Here is a 17233-nt window from a genome sequence, read left to right on the forward strand (position 1 = left end):
GGACTTGCCTTTCGTCGAGTTCGGGAGCGAATACCGAACGTGGGGATCAGATGACTTCGTCGGCCCGGAGAGCGTTGATTTCATCCTGGGACATGGAAAGATAATCCCGGAGAACAGCATCCGTGTGCTCGCCCAGCCGAGGGGGAACCCGGTACGTCGTGACCGGGCTTTCGGAGAATCGAATGGGGTTGCCCACGAGGGCCAGGCCGTCCTCTTCGGTTCGTCTGAGTAGTTGTCGATGTTGCACTTGAGGATTGTCGAAGACTTCCTTCATGGAATTGACCGGGCTGCACGGCACATCGGCCGCTTCGAGTTTCTCGACCCAGTAGTCGACCGGTTCGGTGACGAAGATCTTCGATAGAACCTCCAGGACGAAATCCCGATTCTCGATTCTGGCGGACACGGTGGCGAATCGTGGATCGTCGACCAGTTCGGGTCCGCCCAGTGCTGCAGCCAGACCGGAGAACTGCTTCGGTGTACTTGCGACGACGAATATGTCGTTGCCGTCGCTGCATCGGAAAGCCTGGGAGGGGATGCCGCCGAACCCTCCGTTGCCCCGGCGGGGTGCTTGGACGCCCGAAACCAGATAGTTCTGGACGTAATGTGACAGCGACGCCACACCGCAGTCGAGCAGGGACACGTCGATATGTTGTCCCTCGTCGGTTCGGTCGCGATGTCGAAGTGCCGCGAGTATCGCTGTGGACGTGTACAGACCCGCGAGGACGTCGACCATCGAGACGCCCACCTTCATGGGTCCGGCGCCCGGTTCACCGTCGGGAATGCCCGAGACGCTCATCATGCCGCTCATCGCCTGGAATACGCCGTCGTAGCCCGCTCGCATCGCGTACGGACCGTCCTGGCCGAATCCCGTCACGGAGCAGTAGACCAGCCTCGGGTTGTGCTGACGAAGAGACTCGAAGTCCAATCCGTACTTCGCCAGCACGCCGGTTCGGAAGTTCTCGACCAGGACGTCGGAACTGCCTGCCAGTTCACGGATCAGGGCGGCGCCTCGCGGGTCGGAATGATCGACCGTGATGGACTGCTTGTTCCGGTTCGCGCTGAGATAGAAACCCGAGTTGCGGTCGGACGGTTCACCGAAGAAAGGGGGACCGTACTGTCTCGAGTCGTCGCCGACGCCGGGACGTTCGACCTTGATCACCTCGGCGCCGAGGTCGCCCAGAAGCTGCGTGGCGAGCGGTGCGGCAAGGATGCGGCTCAGGTCGAGAATGCGTATGCCCCTCAACGGGCCTGTGGTTTCGATCTTGTCGTTCACCTGCGGGGCTCCTTGGGCAACTTCAGCACTCGTTCGCTGATGATGTTCTTCTGGATCTCGCTCGCGCCGGCGTAGATCGTTTCCGCGCGCGCGCGGACGAAGGCACGCCGCAGCGCGGTGGCCTCGTCGACGACGGCGGCACCTGAGGTGTCGTCGACCGCCCAGTCGGTTCCCAGCAGGGACTCTTCACCCAGCACGTCCATGGCTACCTCGGTGAAGTTCTGGTGCCAGCGAGACCAGTAGTACTTGCCGATGGACGCTTCGGGACCGAACTCCCCATCTCGCAGTGCGGTGGACAATGTTCGGAGGTTGTTGTAGGACATGATCTGCAGGCCGATGTAGGAATCGACGATCCGATTCCGGAGTGCCGGATCACCGAGGGGTGCACGTCGTTTCGAGAGTTCCGCGAGGTGTTCCATCTCGCGGACGAACGAGAACTGGTAATTCAGGACCGACGTCGCTCGCTCGTGGCCGAGAGTGGTCATTGCGGCGTTCCATCCCTCGCCCGTCCCACCCAGGACATTGTCGATCGAGGTTCGGGCGTCGTCGAAGAACACTTCGTTGAACCCGCTGTCCCCGAGCATGGTGCGTATGGGCCGGATGGTGATTCCGGGTTGGTCGAGCGGTATGAGCATGTAGGACAGGCCGGCATGTCGGCTGGATGTCGGGTCGGTGCGGACGATCGCGAAGATCCAGTCCGCGTGTTGAGCGAATGTGGTCCAGATCTTCTGGCCGTTGATCACCCACTCGTCGCCGTCGAGGTGTGCCCTGGTGGCTACGTTGGCGAGATCGGAACCCGCGCCGGGTTCCGAATATCCCTGGCACCAGACTACTTCCGCTTTCGACATCGGGGGCAGGAGTCGCCGCTTCTGCTCCTCGGTTCCGTACGCCAGCGCGGTGGGAGCCATGAGCGTCTCTCCGTGGAATGCCGCCCGTGGAGGAGCGCCGGCGCGTGCATATTCCATGGCGAAGACGATCTCTTGGGTCATGGTCGCTCCGCGGCCACCGTACTCCCGTGGCCATGACAGGCCCAGCCAGTTCCCGGCCCCGAGCTCACGCTCCCATGCCCGGCGTAATTCCCAGTTGTCGTCGTCATCCGGGCCGCCGCGATCGGCCTGACCGGAGAACTCCTCCGTGAGGTGCTCGTGCAACCACGTTCGCACCTCGTCGCAGAACTCCCGGTCGGCATCCGACAACGGCAGCTCGCCGAAACTGTCCTCTGAAGAACCCATGCCCCTATAGTACAATCAGTTAGAGATTTAGCCAGACCCTTCCGCGTGAATCGCTGGTCGGGGAGGCTTCAGGACTGGAGGAGTTCAGGTGGACGAGATCTCGTGGTCGCTGTCGGGGGGAATCGGAACCATCACCCTCAATCGACCTCAGGCACGCAATGCCTTCACTTTCTCGATGGTTCGAGAATGGGAGCGCATGCTCCGTGAGGCTCGCGAGGACGAACGCGTTCGCGTCGTTGTGTTGACGGGGGCCGGCGACCGTGCCTTCTGTTCCGGGGTGGACCTCGGGTCGATATCCAACGCCGATCGCACCCTGACGCCTCTCGAACGCAAGAGCCAGCTGCACGAGGAGATCCATCGCGTTGCGCGCGCTGCGGAGGCTCTCGACAAGCCGCTCATTGCGGCGATCAACGGTGTTGCGGTGGGCGCCGGTCTGGACATGGCATTGATGTGCGACATGCGCATCATGTCCTCCACCGCCAAGCTCTCGGAGGGATACGTCCGCGTGGGACTCACGCCCGGGGACGGCGGAGCCTACTACCTTCCGCGTCTCGTCGGGACGTCGAAGGCGCTCGAATTGTTGCTGACCGGCGACTTCGTCGATGCGGCCGAAGCTCACCGGATAGGCTTGGTCAACCGTGTCGTTCCGGCAGAATCGTTCGCGGAGGAAACGCAGAAGTTCGCAGAATCGATTGCTGCCCATGCTCCCGTCACCGTTCGAATGATCAAGCGAATTACATACCAGTCCGCCGATGCGGATCTGCGGACTGCGCTCGACCTGGCGTCTTCTCACTTTGCAGTGGTCGCAGCCACCGAAGACTCGGCCGAGGCGTTGTCGGCCATGAAAGAAAAGCGTGAACCCGTGTATCGCGGAAGGTAGTCCGATACGCCTGCTGCAGGCGGAGGCTGCATCCGTACGGCAAATACCGAAGGAGAAACCGGATGTCGGAGCAAGTGGAAGCGTCTACGGAGTCGGACGTCTTCGACGCATGGATCAACCTGCCTTACCTGCCAGGTGAGGTCACACCTGATCCGGCGGTGGTCGCGCGATTCAAGCGCGGCAACAGTGCGTACGAAGGCGGAGAGACGATCGCCGACGTGGTAGCGGAGATGGATCGTATGGGTATCGCCGCGGGGGTGCTCACGAAGGTGCCGCGCGACATCACCCCTGCATACGTGCACGGCACGAAGACCGGCGAGAAGGTTCTGCGAGAGACCTGTGAGCGGCTCGCTCAGATCCAGCTAGATCACCCGGGGCGATTCGTCACGTCGGTCGGGATCGACCCGCGTCTGGGGTACGACGCAGCACGACACGTGCGAATTGCTGTGCGCGAGTATGATATCAAGTGCATCCGAATTATCCCGATGTTCACCGGTATCGCCATCGACGACAAGCTTGCCTATCCCGCCTACACCGCGGCCTGTGATGAGGGTGCCGTAGTGTCGATCAACGTCGGTGTTCCGGGGCCGATGAAGCCCGCGAAGCTTCAGCGAACGATTCTCATCGATGAGGTCGCCCTCGCATTCCCCGAGTTGAAGCTGGTGATGAGTCATCTCGGAGATCCGTGGATCAGTGAGACCGTGGCCATGCTCATCAAGCATCCCAACGTGTTCGCTATGACCGCCGGCTGGGCTCCCAAGTATGTGCCGGAGGAGATCCTTACATTCGCGCAACGTCGTAATCCCGAGAAGCTCATGTGGGCGTCGGATTACCCCATTCTGCCCATCGAGAGAACCATCACCGAAGGGCGGGCCCTGTCCCTGACCGGTCGTGCACGTGAGGGGTATCTCGGTGGCAATGCCCGCAGGGTCTTCGGTTTGCCGAGCTGACCCTGGAATCCTTCCACACGTTCATAGGACTCGATAATGGAACTTGACCTTGCCCCTGGACTCGAGGACTTCCGCGAGGAAGTCCGCACCTGGTTTGCCGAGCACATCGTCGGTGAATTCGCGGCGCATCGTGGCGTCGGCAGTCCCACCGACGACACGGCATGGGACCTCCGTGTGGAATGGGAACGTGAGCTGTCCCAGGGGCGCTGGCTGGGTCTGACCTGGCCGGAGGAATACGGCGGTCGGGGTCTCGGGCTCGCTGAGGAGATCGTGTTCGAGTACGAGTACGCGCGAGCCGCTGCGCCTGCTCGTGTCAACACTCAGGCGCTCGAGCTCCTGGGTCCGACCCTGCTCGCCTGTGGCACACACGATCAGAAACTGCGCTTCCTTCCGAAGATCTTGAAAGTCGAGGAGATGTGGGGGCAGGGGTTCAGTGAACCCGGTGCGGGTTCCGATCTCGCCGGTGTTCGCACCCGAGCCGTCCTCGGTGACGACGGAGTCTGGCATATCGACGGGCAGAAGATCTGGACGACGTTCGGTCATCACGCGGATTGGCTGTACGTCCTGTGCCGGACCAACCCCGACGCCTCGCTCAGGCACAAGGGGTTGTCGCTGCTGCTCGTCGACGCACATCAAGAGGGTGTGGATGTCCGGCCCATCGAGAACATCAACCGCTCGACGGAGTTCAGCGAGTGCTTCTTCAACGACGCCCGGAGCACGGTCGATCTCACGGTCGGTGAGATCGACGGGGGATGGTCGGTGGTGATGACCACTTTGGGACTCGAACGTGGCAGTGCTCTGATGCCGGTTCAACTGGGCATGGAGCGGGAACTGGGCAGCATCATCGACATTGCACGCCGGAACGGCTCGCTCGACGACCCCGATATCCGATGCAGACTCGTCGATGCCTACATCGGTATCAAGCTCATGCGATCGACCAACCTGCGCGTGGTGGCCGACTTGCTGAACGAGGATTCTCCGGATCCCGGCGCCGCGACGGCTGCAGCGGCGATGACCACGAAGCTGTTCGCCTCGACTCATCACCAGAAGATGGGTGAGCTGGCCATGGATATCGTCGGATCTGCGTCGATGGTCGAGACCGGTGACGCCTTCGACGACGTCTCCATCGTTCAGAAGCTCTTCCTGTCTTCTCGTGCCGAAACCATCTACGGCGGAACATCGGAGATCCAGCGGAACATCGCCGCGGAACGGGTCCTCGGGCTCCCTCGGTAGAGCTGAGGCCCGGCAGCCGGGCCGAGGAGGGCAGAACGAACCGCCGCCTGTCGTGGAGGCGGGCGGCGGTTCGTATTCGGGTAAAGGTGCGGTCTACCGGCCGGACCAGACGGGTGCTCGTTTCTCGGCGAAAGCGAGTGCGCCCTCTCTGGCGTCGGCGGAGGTGAACACAGGATCGATCATCGTCCGCTGTCTGTCGAAGGCTTCGGCGGCGGGCCAATCGCGTGATTGCGTGATGACTTCCTTCGTGACCGCGACCGCAAGTGGGCCGTTGGCGGTGATCTTCCGTGCAAGTTCCATCGCTGCCTCCATTGCCTCCCCCGGCTCGGTGAGGCGATTGACCAGGCCCAGCTCGTGAGCTCGTGTGGCAGGGAGGTTGTCGCCGGTCAACGCAAGTTCCATCGCGAGCTGATAGGGAATGCGCTGGGGGAGACGAATGAGACCGCCTCCTCCGGCGACGAGGCCGCGCTTCGTCTCGGGAATCCCGAACATCGCGGTTCTGGACGCCACGATGAGGTCGGTGGCGAGTGCGAGTTCGGTGCCTCCGGCCAGTGCGAATCCCTCGACAGCAGCGATCACGGGTTTGCGTGGGGGAGCCTCGGTGAATCCGAGTCCCCGTCCGGGGACGGAAGGGTCCTCGCCGCGGACGAATGCCTTGAGGTCCATCCCGGCGCAGAAGTTGCCGCCGGCACCGGTGAGGACGGCAACCGAGAGCGACGGATCTTCGTCGAGTCGATCCATGGCGTCCGACAAGGCGAAGCTGACTTCTCGGTTGATGGCGTTCCGGGCTTCGGGGCGGTTGATGGTGACGAGCAGGATGCGTTCGTGCTGTTCGACTTTCACTGCTGAATCGGTAGACATTCTGTACTCCGTTCTCGATGGGAGGATCGGGCTGTCGATCGAACGTTAAAGGTGTAATAATTAAACTACAACTACCGTGGAAGCGGTCGATGCGAAGCAAGGAGAATGCGGTGACGGATTGGCCGAGTCGGCTCGAAACGCTGAAGGTGACGGCAGACGGCCCGGTGAGGATCGTCACGATGAACCGTCCGGGCGCTCGCAATGCCGCCGACGCGGTCATGCACCGCGAACTCGCGGAAATCTGGGATCTTCTGGCGGTCGATCCGGGATGTCGGGTGGTTGTCCTGACCGGGGCGGGCAAGGCGTTCAGCGCCGGGGGTGACCTGCCTCGAATGGTCGCGACTCAGGAAGATCCCACGATCCAGGACGAGGTCTTCTCGGAGGCGAGGCGGACCGTGCAGGGCATGCTGGCCTTGCCGCAGCCGTTGATCGCAGCAGTCAACGGCGCGGCCGTGGGCTTGGGCGCCAGTCTCATCTCGTTGTGCGACTTGGCAATTGCCTCGGACCGCGCCTTCCTTGCCGACCCGCATCTCGGAGTCGGCCTGGTTCCTGCAGACGGGGCTGCTCTGTTGTGGCCTCTGATCATGGGGACGCTGAGGGCCAAGGAGTACGTCTTCACCGGGGAGCGCATCACTGCGCCGATCGCGAAGGATCTCGGCCTGGTCAATCGCGTGGTGGAGCACGAGGGTCTTATGCCGGCGGTGATGGAGCTCGCGCACAAGTTGGCCGCGGTACCTCATGACGCCCTTCGGCAGACGAAGCGACTGATGAGTACGCATACCTCGCGTGCCCTCGCCGGCCTGCTCGACGACGCGCTGGCAGCAGAGCGCGCAAGCGTGAACTCTGCGGACCACCGGGACCTGTCCCGAGCCCTCGTCGATGCTGCCGCTGCCCGGCAGAATCGGACGAGTTGACATCCATGTCGATCACACCGAACGAAGGGAATTCTGCGATGTCGGGACTGGACGGGCGCGTGGCGCTGGTTACGGGCGCTGCGGGGGCCGGAATCGGCAAGGCGATCGCAACCCGCCTGGCCGCCGACGGCGCTACGGTGGTGGTCACCGACTCACATGAGCGGCGCCTCGAGGCTGCTGTAGCGGAGATTCGAGAGAACACCCGCGGCAATGTGGTCGGGCACGTTCTCGACGTGGGTGACCGCGACCGCATCGTGGCGGTCACCGACGCCGTGCTCGCGGAGATCGGCCCGATTGCGATCCTGGTCAACAACGCCGCGGTCAACGTGATGGGGCCGATATTCGACTACGACCCAGCGGATTGGGACCGCGTACTGAACGTGAATCTCACCGGCCCGTGGATGCTTTCGCGCCAGGTGATGAGACAGATGCGGGACGCCGGCATCCCGGGTGTCATCCTGAACGTTTCGACCTACGCACCCGATGTGGGCGGCGAGGGCATCGAAGCGCCGTATGCGGTCAGCAAGGGTGGGCTGAATGTGTTGACACGCAGTTGCGCGCACGAAGGTGGACCGTACGGGATTCGAGCCAACACATTGTCGATGGGGATGGTCACCGGTACTCGATTCACGGATGCCCTGCACTCCGATATGCAAGCCCGCGAACGGGAAAAGTCGCCGCTGGGACGGTTGTCCCACGTCGACGACATCGCCGAGGCGGCGGCGTTCCTCATTTCCGACAGAGCGAAGAACATCACCGGTGAAACAGTGAACGTCGCTGCCGGAACCCACATGCGTTACTGAGCGGTCCAGAAACCGCACCCGACGATAGAAGGAGAATCATGCCGGAAGCTGTAATCGTTGCGGCTGCCCGTACGCCGATCGGCCGGGCCTACAAGGGTGGGCTGAAGGACATGCGGCCCGACGAGCTCGCTGCACACGCAGTGCGAGCCGCGGTCGATCAAGTGCCGCAACTAGATCCGTCATCGGTGCGTGACTTGATGCTGGGCTGCGGCGCACCTGGCGGCGAACAGGGCTTCAATATGGGTCGGGTCGTGTCGACGCTACTCGGATGGGATTCCGTACCGGGCACGACGGTCACGCGGTATTGCGCGTCGAGCGTGCAGACGACCAGGATGGCGATGCATGCCATTCGCGCCGGTGAAGGTGACGTCTTCATCGCAGCGGGTGTCGAGACAATCAGCCGGGGTCGCCGAGGACACGCCGATACTCCACCGGTCGCGGATGACGCCGATCCGCGCGATCGCGCGGCGAATCCCTGGACGAATCCGCGTTTCGCGCCGGCGCAGTCGAGGACGCGCGAACGGAGTGCCGGACAGGCCGCGGAATGGACCGACCCGCGTTCGGCAGGTGAGTTGCCGGACGTCTATATAGCGATGGGACAGACGGCCGAGAACGTCGCTCAGATGTGCCGTGTCTCGCGGGAGGAGCAGGACGAGTTTGCTCTTCGTTCCCAGGAGCTGTACCAACAGTCACTCGCGTCCGGATTCTGGAAGCGTGAGATCACACCCCTGACCCTCCCTGACGGAACCGTGCTGGATCACGACGAAAGTCCGCGCGCTGGTACCACTCTCGAAAAGCTGGCGGCGTTGGCGCCGGTCTTCCGTCCCGACGGGACCGTCACAGCAGGCAACGCGTGCCCCCTCAACGACGGCGCAGCAGCGCTGGTCGTCATGTCGGATCGCAAGGCCGCCGAATTGGGGATCACCCCTCTGGCGCGCGTCGTGGCCACGGGTGTCTCTGCACTGTCGCCGGAAATCATGGGACTCGGGCCTATCGAGGCCACTCGCGACGCTCTGGCGAATACCGGACTCGGCATTGCCGACATCGACCTGTTCGAGATCAACGAGGCTTTCGCGGCCCAGGTCATCCCGTCGTACAAGGAACTCGGTATCCCGCTCGACAAATTGAATGTCAACGGCGGCGGTATCGCGGCAGGACACCCCTTCGGTATGACAGGTGCCAGGATCGCAACCACTCTCCTGAACTCGATGGCGACCCATGACAAGCAGTTCGGTCTGGAAACGATGTGCATCGGAGGCGGTCAGGGCATGGCGATGATTTTGGAACGTCTGTCCTGATGTTTCACGTTGGAGCGGGTGCCGGTGAGGCACCTTCTCCAAATGCACGTGGGTGGTTCGATTTCACGGAATCGAACCACCCACGTACGTCTTTCAGGGAGTTAGAGCCCTACCAGGTCCGCGATGCGGTTGCGGTGTAGTCCGGGGGATCCGAGGAGCGTCTGGGATCCGCGTGCCCGTTTGAAGTAGAGGTGTGCGGGGTGTTCCCAGGTGAAACCGATGCCGCCATGGATCTGGATGCTCTGGGCGGCGATGTGATAGTAGGCGTCCGAGCAGTACGTCTTCGCGATTGACGACGCGAGTGATCGATCGTCGGAACCCGCCTGGACGGCACCGGTTGCGTAGTACGCCGCCGACCGAGCAGATTCGAGTTCGACGAGCATGTCTGCGAGCTGATGCTTGATGGCTTGGAAGGAGCCGATGGGGCGGCCGAACTGCTGGCGCATCTTGGCATATTCGACGGTGGACTCGAGGACGCGAGCGGCGCCGCCCACCTGTTCGGCCGCGAGTGCTGCCGCACCGATCTCGAGAACCTCGGTGACGATGCCCCAACCGTGTCCGTCGACCCCCAGTAAGGACGCGGGCACACTGTCCAGTGTGACGGTTGCGAGGTTTCGTGTCCGGTCGAGAGTCGACAGTGGTTCCGCCGTGACGCCCTCGGCGTGTGTGTCGACCGTGAACAGGGAGACCCCCCGATCCGTACGGGCAGCGACGATCAGGAGATCTGCATCCGCCCCGTCGAGGACGTACGACTTGACTCCGGTGATGCGATAGGACCCGTCGTGGAGCTCGGCTCGCGCTCGGACGTCCTCTTCCGACGCAGCGGCGTCACCTTCGTTGGCTGCCAGGGTTGCGATCGTGTTGCCGGCTGCGATTCCGGGAAGGTGTTCGGCGGCAGCATCGGAGTCTTCGGCGAGCAGCAACGCGTACGTCGCCAGTACGCACGTCGACAGCACCGGTGCACAGAGAAGGGCCCGGCCACTCTCTTCCAGAACTATCGCGAGTTCGGCGAAACCGAAGCCGGCGCCACCGTACTCCTCGGGGATGGCAAGTGCCTGGACGCCGATCTGGTCGGCCATCAGTTTCCACGAGGTGACGTCGAAGCCGCTGGACTGATCCAGGAAGGAGCGTACGTGTTGCTCGGATGAATGAGTGTCGAGCAGTCGCCGCACGACGGAGCGCAGCTCGTCCTGCTCGGGAGTTGAGATCAACATTGCTCTCCTAAGTCGGGATGCATCTTAATTAAATAGTATAATAAGATAACCTATTGGACAATGGCTGACGGGCCTGCCCCCGCCCGACGGGCTTGGCGTAGCACTCGAAATAGAGTACAAAGAACTAACTAATTATAGTACGGTTTGTCCGGCGCGGGTGCGAGCAGTGCCGGGTTGCATACAGGAACGCGACAAGCGCCCGACGACGAGCCGTCCACGAACTACCAGGAGGCGACATGGGCTTGCATGACGATCGGGTCGTGATCGTGACCGGTGCCGGGCAAGGCATCGGCCGTGAACATGCACTGGAATTTGCGCGCCAGGGTGCGAAAGTCGTGGTCAACGATCTCGGCTCGACCGACGACACCGTTGCGGAGATCAGGGCGATGGGCGGTGAAGCGATCGCCAGCAAGGACGACGTGTCGGACTGGGACGCCGCCGGCAGGCTCGTCGCATCGGCGATCGACACCTTCGGCGACCTGCACGTACTGGTGAACAATGCGGGCATCCTCCGGGACAAGATGTTCGTCAACATGGACGTGGATATGTGGGACAGCGTCATGCGCGTGCACCTGCGGGGAACCTTCTGCCCCACCCGTCACGCAGTGGACTACTGGCGGTCGAAGCACAAGGCGGGTAACCCTGTTTCGCATCCTCGCATCGTCAACACGTCCTCACCGTCCGGCCTCTACGGAAATGTCGGCCAGTCGAACTACGGAGCGGCCAAAGCCGCCATCGCTTCCTTCACCGTCATTCTCGCGGACGAACTGGCGCGTCTGGGTGTCACGGTCAACGCGATCGCGCCCAGCGCACTCACGCAGATGACGGCCGGTCTCGACGCATACGTCGCGAAGCTCGAGGAGATCAAGGAGAAGACCGGATTCGACTACGGCTCACCGGCCAATATCGCTCCTCCGGTCGTGTGGTTGGCTTCGCCCGAAGCCTCGGAGATCACGGGACGAGTCTTCAACGTCAAGGGCGGGCGCATCGGAGTCGCGGAGACATGGGTGGCCGGACCTTCCGAGGAGAAGTACGCAAAGTGGGATCCGGCCGAACTCGGTGAGGTGATTCCTCGTCTCGTCGCGGAGGCCCGTCCCAACTCCGACGGCTCGGGACAACCACGCCAGGGAGCGTGATGACACCCGTCAACGGCATCAGCATCGAGCGGCGCGGCGCGATTGCCGTCGTCTGGCTCGACCACCCGGACCGCGGCAACGGATTCATCTCGGATATGCAGGTCGAGCTGCACGAACAGCTGGTTGCGCTCGATTCCGACCACGAGGTCCGAGCGATCGTGGTGACCGGACGCGGCAGATTCTTCTCCACCGGCGCCGATATGGAACCGGGTGGAGCGAACTTCGCCTTCGACGCCGAACAGACCGCGCGCGCTCGACGAATGATGCGTGACCGACCTCGGCCGTGGAAGCTGAGAACCCCTGTGATCGCGGCGATGAACGGATCGGCGGTAGGGCTGGGATTGACCTTTGCGCTCCAATGGGACATTCGGGTGGTCAACGAGAGCGCGAAGTACGGTTTCGTCTTCCCGCGCCGTGGACTCATTCCCGAGCAGAACTCCTTGTGGCTGCTTCCGAAACTCGTGGGCCTGTCCACCGCGGTCGAACTTCTCCTGACCGGTCGATTGTTCAGCGGCGCAGAAGCGCGGGACCTCGGAATCGCCGCGCGGGCAGTTCCTGGTGACCAGGTGCTCGATACTGCCGTGACGATTGCGAACGAAATTGCCGACAACACCAGTGCGGCCGCCGTCGGCCTGACGAAGGAGCTGGTGTACTCGCTGCTCGAGGAGACCGACCGGGAGGCGGCCTTCCATCTCGAATGGGAGAACTTCCGGGCGATCGGCCGGGAGTCGGACGCGACAGAGGGGGTCGCGGCATTCATCGAGAAGCGACCCCCCCATTTCACGCTCGACAAGCGCTACTCGGTGGACGTCGCGGCATCGAGCGAATGGGAGGGATGACAGTGTCGGACAACGAACCGGTGCTCTACGAAGTGGACGATGACGGGGTCCTGGTACTCACGCTCAACCGGCCCGAGCGCAAGAATCTGTGGTCGCTGGAGATGGAGACGGCGTTCTACTCCGCGCTCGACCGGGCTGCCGAGGATCAGGATGTTCGTGTCATCGTGGTGACCGGCGCCGGATCCACGTTCTGTCCGGGGCTGGATCCCGGCGTGCTGGACGGGATCAAGGGGGGCTCGACGTATGCGACGAACCGGTTGCCGCAGACGTATGCCACCACGATCCCCAAGATGATCATCGGAGCCATCAACGGTTCTTGTGCCGGGATCGGGTTGGCCCAGGCGTTGTGTTTCGACTACCGATTCGCCGCCCGCGGTGCGAAGTTCACGACGGCATTCTCGAAGCGGGGATTGCCGGCCGAGGACGCATCTGCGTGGATCCTCAGCCGGCTGGCCGGCCCGGCTCACGCGATGGACCTGGTGGTATCCGGTCGGGTGTTCTTGGCCGAGGAAGCGCTGGATCTGGGTGTGGTGCAACGCCTCAGCGAACCGGGATCAGTGCTCGAGGATGCGGTCGAGTATGCGCGTTCCATCGCAGCGAGTGTGTCGCCGGTATCGATGGCGATGATGAAGTCGCAGGTGTGGCACGACACCGAGTCGACGATGGAGCAGGCCAGGGTAAGGGCTCAGTATCTGCTGACGCTGGCGAAGGGGCGCCCGGACTTCCGGGAGGGTGTCGATGCGTTGGTCGAGAAGCGCAATCCCCAGTTCGGCCCCTACACTCCGACCGTGTTCTGAGCTGCTGTTCCAGGATCGAGTACGACTTCACGTGAATGGCCGGCCCGCCCTTTCGGTGCGGACCGGCCATTCACGTGATTGCTCGTCAGCGGGGTGCGAAGCGTTGTGCTCCGTCGAGTCGCACAACCTCACCGTTGATGTAGCCGTTGGTCAGCAGCGTCAGAGCGAGATCTGCGAATTCTTCCGGCTTGCCGAGTCGCTTCGGGAAAGGCACATTCGCGCAGAACTTCTGGAGTGCTTCTTCTCCGACGGACTCCATCATCGCCGTGTGCATCGTTCCCGGAGCGATCGTGTTGAGTCGGATGCCCACCGAACTCAGGTCGCGTGCGCCGGCGATCGTCAGGCCGATGACACCGGCCTTTGCGGCAGCGTACGCGCTCTGGCCGATCTGCCCCTCGTAACCGGCGATAGAGGCGGTCTGCACGACAGCTCCACGTTCACCGTCTGCGTTCGGTTCGTTCTTGGCGATCTGGGCGCTCGCGAGTCGCAACACGTTGTAGGTGCCGGTGAGGTACAGATCGAGTGTCTTGGCGAATCCTTCGAGGCTTGCCGGGCTGCCGTCGCGGTTGACGATTCGCTCGGCGACGCCCCATCCGCCGTGGGTGATCACCGCGTACCGGAGCGCGCCGAGCCGGCTTGCCGTTTCGATCGTGGCCGCAACGCTTTCCGAGTCGGTCACGTCGGTGCGGGAGTAGACGACCGATTCGCCGAGTTCGTCTGCGAGCAACTTGGCTTTGTCGTCCGCAAGGTCGGCGATGACGACCGACGCGCCGGCGGCGTGCAGCCCGCGAACCACGGCCTCACCCAGACCGCCCGCGCCCCCGGTGACGATGGCGGATGTTCCACTCAGGTTGGTGGGGGACATATGTGTTCTCCTGTCGATCGCCGAAGGGGAAGGTTTACCGATGGGGTGAACCACCCAAGATTTAATAGCTTAATCATTTAACGTCTTTGCGGCGAACTCGTCAAGGATGTGGGTGCAGGCTCGGGCAACGCCGTGTCCGGCGTCGGCGCGATGGCGCGTCCGATCAGGACGGTTCGGGTGCTGCCCAGGACTTGATCTGAGCGATCAATGCGCGAAGCTCGTCGGCCGAAGGTCACGATCGGTTCGGGTGCTGGAAGGTGCAGGACAGCAGCGCTCCGAAGAACGCGCGAACGAGCCAGGTAACTTCGCCGTCGCGGATCTGACCCGTTTTTTGGGCGGCTCGAAGTGCGGCAGTGAGAGCGCGTGACCGTGGTTCCAGAACGTGTCGTTGCAGGAGGGAATACGCCTCGGGGTGCTTGCCGGCATCGGCGGTGAGCCGTAGTTGGAGCTCGGGTCGCTGCTGGGGGTCGATGTGGTCGTCGACCCGGTCGAGGTCGAACTCGATCCGAGCGCGTCGCAAGGGAGCGGTGACACGCGACTGCGTGGCACCCCTCCCTTGCTCTCTGTCGGGCTCCTAATGGAGTCAGACCGTCAGCGCAACAGTGGGGCGAGGCGGGTGGTGACCACCCGGACATGCTCGGCAACCATCTCCTCGGGCATGCCTCCGACCGAAGCCCACAGGTAGACGGTCTCGACGGGAGCGTCCTTCGTGAGCAGTCGAATTCGCTCGGCGATATCTTCCGGTGTGCCGAACCAGAAGTAGGAGAGTGGGCCGCGCGGTTCCCGGGACACCAAACGAGCCGGGTCGACCGGCTTCGGTTGCGGTTCACCGGTTCCTTCCACCATGTGACGACGATAGGAATCCACCTGGTAGGCGATGTAGGGAGCGACAAGCGGCCAGTCCCGTTCCGGATCCTCGGTGACCCAGGCCTGTATGCCCCCACCCATCCGGCCGATCGACGGATCGTGGCCGGCTTCGACCAGTCCCGCCTGGTAAGGGGCCCAGCTCTCAGGATGCGGGGAGAGGAGCGGAGCGCCGAGGAGCCCCGCCCGGCGGGCTCCTTGCGGGCCGTGATAGCCCAGCCACACAGGGATGGGGTCCTGAACGGGCCCGGGGGTCACCCCGCCCTCCGACCAGAGTTTCCGTAGCTGCCGGACCATATCGTCGGTTCGGCCGTAGCGCGCCCGGTCGGACGCACCGTACAGCTCGTATTCCGGTTTGCGATATCCCGCCCCGATGCCGAGGTCGAGCCGTCCGTCGGAGATCAAATCGACCAAGGCTGCCTGCTCTGCGACTTCGACGGGAGAGTGCAGCGGCGCAACCAGGATCGCGGTACCGAGCCGGGCACGGCGAGTGCGCGCCGCTGCTGCGGCAGCGAAGGTCAGTGGCTGGGTCAGATAACCGTCGTCGAACAGATGATGTTCGGTGAACCACAGCGAGTCGGCACCGAGACGGTCGGCTTCTTCGCACATCTCGAGGGTGAACCCGTGCAGCCGCGCCGCGGAACCCTTTCGGTGCGGTGGGTTGCGCAGATCGAAATACAGACCGACCTCGGTCATGGTGTCCTCCCGTGAGCAGGCTTGGATGTCGGACCGGTGACGTTCGCAGGCCAGAAGGCCGACCACGACGCTTCTCGTCCCGGCAGGGCAGGTGGGCCTCCCACTCGCCAGCTGTCGAAATCGACTTCCTGTGGGTGCTCGTTCACATCTGCTGCGTACCAGTGGTGTTCGATTCTCCGCTCGAACAACCACTCCTCACCGACGCGGCGATAGGTGTCGTCGTACCGAATAGCCATGACAATCCACCGATCGTCCACCTCGTGTTCGGCTCGGCAGTAGACGTGGCCGGTCGCGGTCTCCGGACCGTCGTCACCGACGTCCGGTCCCAGCTCGATCCGATGCCCGCCGATGAAATGAATCGATCTGTAGAACCAGCGCAACTGGGCATCGATGAGAGCGCGTAACGCGTCCCGTCCTGCTCCGTGCCGACCGAGTTGCACGTCCTCGACGAACAGGGAAACCCACGCGTCGACGTCTCGCTGGTCGACTGCGAGGGCATAGCGGATCGGCAACTGGCTGATCTCGAAGCGTGCTTCCGCTCGGGCCAATCGGGCCGAATTCGCCGAATCCATCACTCGCCTCCGGTCAGCATCAGTGTGTCACCCGTCAGATATGCCAGGTCGTCACTGACCAGTGCGACCACGGCGCGCCCGATGTCGGTTTCCGGATCGCCCATCCGACGGAGTGGGAGTTGCTTGAGATGCTGTTCGAATCGTTCCGGTTGTTCCTCACGGAACTTAACAGCGGAAGGTGACAGGGCCGTGGGAACGACAACGTTGACCCGGATTCCGTAACGACCCCATTCTCGGGCAGCGACGCGGGAGAGCCCCCGGATGCCTTCCTTGGCGATGGCATAGGCGCCGAACATCGGTGCGCCGTGGACAGCCGAACTGGACCCGAAGTTCACGATCGAGCCGCCTCCGCGCTCACGCAGCAGCGGCAGCGCTGCCTGCATCGCCCAGAGCGCCGCGAGTGGGCCGCTGCGCCATGAGATCTCGACATCTTCGAGGGTGACGTCGGCCAACGGCCCTTTCGTCATGGACTGGGCATTGTTGATCAGCGCATCCAATCCACCGAACCGTGTAGCGGTGGCGTCGACGGTGCGTGTGATCTGATCCTTGTCGGTGACATCGCATTCCAGGCTGATGGCCGTGCCACCGAATTCGCCGATCTCGGCGGCGACGGCGTCACATTTCGACAGAGTGCGGCCTGCCAGTGCCACCGAAGCGCCCTGACGGGCGAGGGCAAGTGCAATGCCGCGACCGATGCCCTGACCGGCACCGGTGACCAGCACGGCCTTGCCCGACAATCGACCTACCCGGTCCTTGGTGTGATCCGTTTCCACGAAAAATCCTCTCTCATTTTCGATGTGCCCCGG

The 17233-nt window shown here is 63.1% G+C and carries 18 protein-coding genes; 9 read left to right on the plus strand and 9 right to left on the minus strand.

From position 1 onward, the window contains the following. Window positions 1–46: 46 nt before the first annotated feature. Both R4P95_RS11820 and R4P95_RS11825 read right to left on the minus strand, forming a co-directional pair. Entirely contained in the window at window positions 47–1273 is a 1227-nt protein-coding gene (locus R4P95_RS11820; RefSeq protein ID WP_317744458.1) for a CaiB/BaiF CoA-transferase family protein, read from the minus strand. Next, entirely contained in the window at window positions 1270–2505 is a 1236-nt protein-coding gene (locus R4P95_RS11825) for an acyl-CoA dehydrogenase family protein (protein ID WP_317744457.1), read from the minus strand. The genes R4P95_RS11820 and R4P95_RS11825 overlap by 4 nt, the downstream gene beginning before the upstream one ends. An 88-nt stretch (window positions 2506–2593) precedes the next feature. Between R4P95_RS11825 and R4P95_RS11830 the strand changes: the two genes are divergently transcribed. The 3 genes from R4P95_RS11830 (at window position 2594) to R4P95_RS11840 (ending at window position 5568) form a co-directional block, all read left to right on the plus strand. Continuing rightward, the gene (locus R4P95_RS11830; protein WP_317744455.1) at window positions 2594–3385 is read left to right on the plus strand and encodes an enoyl-CoA hydratase/isomerase family protein; all 792 of its coding nucleotides are present in this window, start codon (window positions 2594–2596) and stop codon (window positions 3383–3385) included. A gap of 62 nt (window positions 3386–3447) precedes the next feature. Then, window positions 3448–4335, plus strand: coding sequence for an amidohydrolase family protein (locus R4P95_RS11835; protein WP_317744454.1), 888 nt, complete (start codon window positions 3448–3450; stop codon window positions 4333–4335). Window positions 4336–4371: 36 nt separating this feature from the next. After that, window positions 4372–5568 carry an acyl-CoA dehydrogenase family protein gene (locus tag R4P95_RS11840; RefSeq protein WP_213575703.1) on the plus strand — a complete coding sequence of 399 codons (1197 nt, stop codon included), beginning with the start codon at window positions 4372–4374 and terminating at the stop codon, window positions 5566–5568. Between the two features lie 93 nt (window positions 5569–5661). Here R4P95_RS11840 and R4P95_RS11845 read toward each other — a convergent pair whose 3' ends face one another. Continuing rightward, window positions 5662–6429 (minus strand): crotonase/enoyl-CoA hydratase family protein, encoded by a 768-nt coding sequence (locus R4P95_RS11845; RefSeq protein ID WP_213575704.1) that lies wholly within the window; start codon window positions 6427–6429, stop codon window positions 5662–5664. Between the two features lie 110 nt (window positions 6430–6539). On the opposite strand from R4P95_RS11845, the gene R4P95_RS11850 reads away from it, so the two are divergent. Genes R4P95_RS11850 through R4P95_RS11860 form a run of 3 tightly spaced genes read left to right on the plus strand, consistent with a single transcriptional unit; the run spans window position 6540 to window position 9444 of the window. Next, the gene (locus R4P95_RS11850) at window positions 6540–7343 is read left to right on the plus strand and encodes an enoyl-CoA hydratase/isomerase family protein (RefSeq protein WP_317744453.1); all 804 of its coding nucleotides are present in this window, start codon (window positions 6540–6542) and stop codon (window positions 7341–7343) included. Between the two features lie 38 nt (window positions 7344–7381). Next, on the plus strand, window positions 7382–8146 hold the full coding sequence (locus R4P95_RS11855; RefSeq protein WP_213575706.1) for an SDR family NAD(P)-dependent oxidoreductase: 765 nt from the start codon (window positions 7382–7384) through the stop codon (window positions 8144–8146). 38 nt (window positions 8147–8184) lie between these two features. Further along, entirely contained in the window at window positions 8185–9444 is a 1260-nt protein-coding gene (locus tag R4P95_RS11860; protein ID WP_317744452.1) for an acetyl-CoA C-acetyltransferase, read from the plus strand. Window positions 9445–9545: 101 nt separating this feature from the next. On the opposite strand, the gene R4P95_RS11865 is transcribed toward R4P95_RS11860, so the two are convergent. Next, window positions 9546–10658 (minus strand): acyl-CoA dehydrogenase family protein, encoded by a 1113-nt coding sequence (locus tag R4P95_RS11865; RefSeq protein WP_317744451.1) that lies wholly within the window; start codon window positions 10656–10658, stop codon window positions 9546–9548. A 236-nt stretch (window positions 10659–10894) separates the two neighbouring features. Between R4P95_RS11865 and R4P95_RS11870 the strand changes: the two genes are divergently transcribed. From R4P95_RS11870 to R4P95_RS11880, 3 genes are read left to right on the plus strand one after another with little or no spacing between them, the layout of a single operon-like run. After that, window positions 10895–11794, plus strand: coding sequence for an SDR family oxidoreductase (locus R4P95_RS11870; RefSeq protein WP_317744450.1), 900 nt, complete (start codon window positions 10895–10897; stop codon window positions 11792–11794). Next, on the plus strand, window positions 11794–12633 hold the full coding sequence (locus R4P95_RS11875; RefSeq protein ID WP_317744449.1) for an enoyl-CoA hydratase-related protein: 840 nt from the start codon (window positions 11794–11796) through the stop codon (window positions 12631–12633). The genes R4P95_RS11870 and R4P95_RS11875 overlap by 1 nt, the downstream gene beginning before the upstream one ends. Next, complete coding sequence (locus R4P95_RS11880) at window positions 12630–13430, plus strand: enoyl-CoA hydratase-related protein (RefSeq protein WP_317744448.1); 801 nt, start codon at window positions 12630–12632, stop codon at window positions 13428–13430. Before R4P95_RS11875 ends, R4P95_RS11880 begins: the two co-directional genes overlap by 4 nt. A gap of 85 nt (window positions 13431–13515) precedes the next feature. On the opposite strand, the gene R4P95_RS11885 is transcribed toward R4P95_RS11880, so the two are convergent. The 5 genes from R4P95_RS11885 to R4P95_RS11905 all read right to left on the minus strand — a co-directional run bounded on the left by R4P95_RS11885 (window position 13516) and on the right by R4P95_RS11905 (window position 17200). Then, a complete protein-coding gene (locus tag R4P95_RS11885) occupies window positions 13516–14295 on the minus strand; it encodes an SDR family oxidoreductase (RefSeq protein WP_317744447.1) in 780 nt (259 codons plus the stop codon). Window positions 14296–14527: 232 nt separating this feature from the next. Then, window positions 14528–14815 (minus strand): hypothetical protein, encoded by a 288-nt coding sequence (locus R4P95_RS11890; protein WP_317744445.1) that lies wholly within the window; start codon window positions 14813–14815, stop codon window positions 14528–14530. A gap of 71 nt (window positions 14816–14886) precedes the next feature. Then, the gene (locus R4P95_RS11895) at window positions 14887–15855 is read right to left on the minus strand and encodes an LLM class flavin-dependent oxidoreductase (RefSeq protein WP_213575714.1); all 969 of its coding nucleotides are present in this window, start codon (window positions 15853–15855) and stop codon (window positions 14887–14889) included. Then, a complete protein-coding gene (locus R4P95_RS11900; protein WP_317744443.1) occupies window positions 15852–16427 on the minus strand; it encodes a nuclear transport factor 2 family protein in 576 nt (191 codons plus the stop codon). Before R4P95_RS11900 ends, R4P95_RS11895 begins: the two co-directional genes overlap by 4 nt. After that, window positions 16427–17200 carry an SDR family oxidoreductase gene (locus tag R4P95_RS11905; RefSeq protein ID WP_317744442.1) on the minus strand — a complete coding sequence of 258 codons (774 nt, stop codon included), beginning with the start codon at window positions 17198–17200 and terminating at the stop codon, window positions 16427–16429. The genes R4P95_RS11900 and R4P95_RS11905 overlap by 1 nt, the downstream gene beginning before the upstream one ends. Window positions 17201–17233: the final 33 nt, after the last annotated feature.

This window comes from Rhodococcus sp. IEGM 27, assembly GCF_033142305.1.
Taxonomy (GTDB): Bacteria; Actinomycetota; Actinomycetes; order Mycobacteriales; family Mycobacteriaceae; genus Rhodococcus_F; species Rhodococcus_F oxybenzonivorans.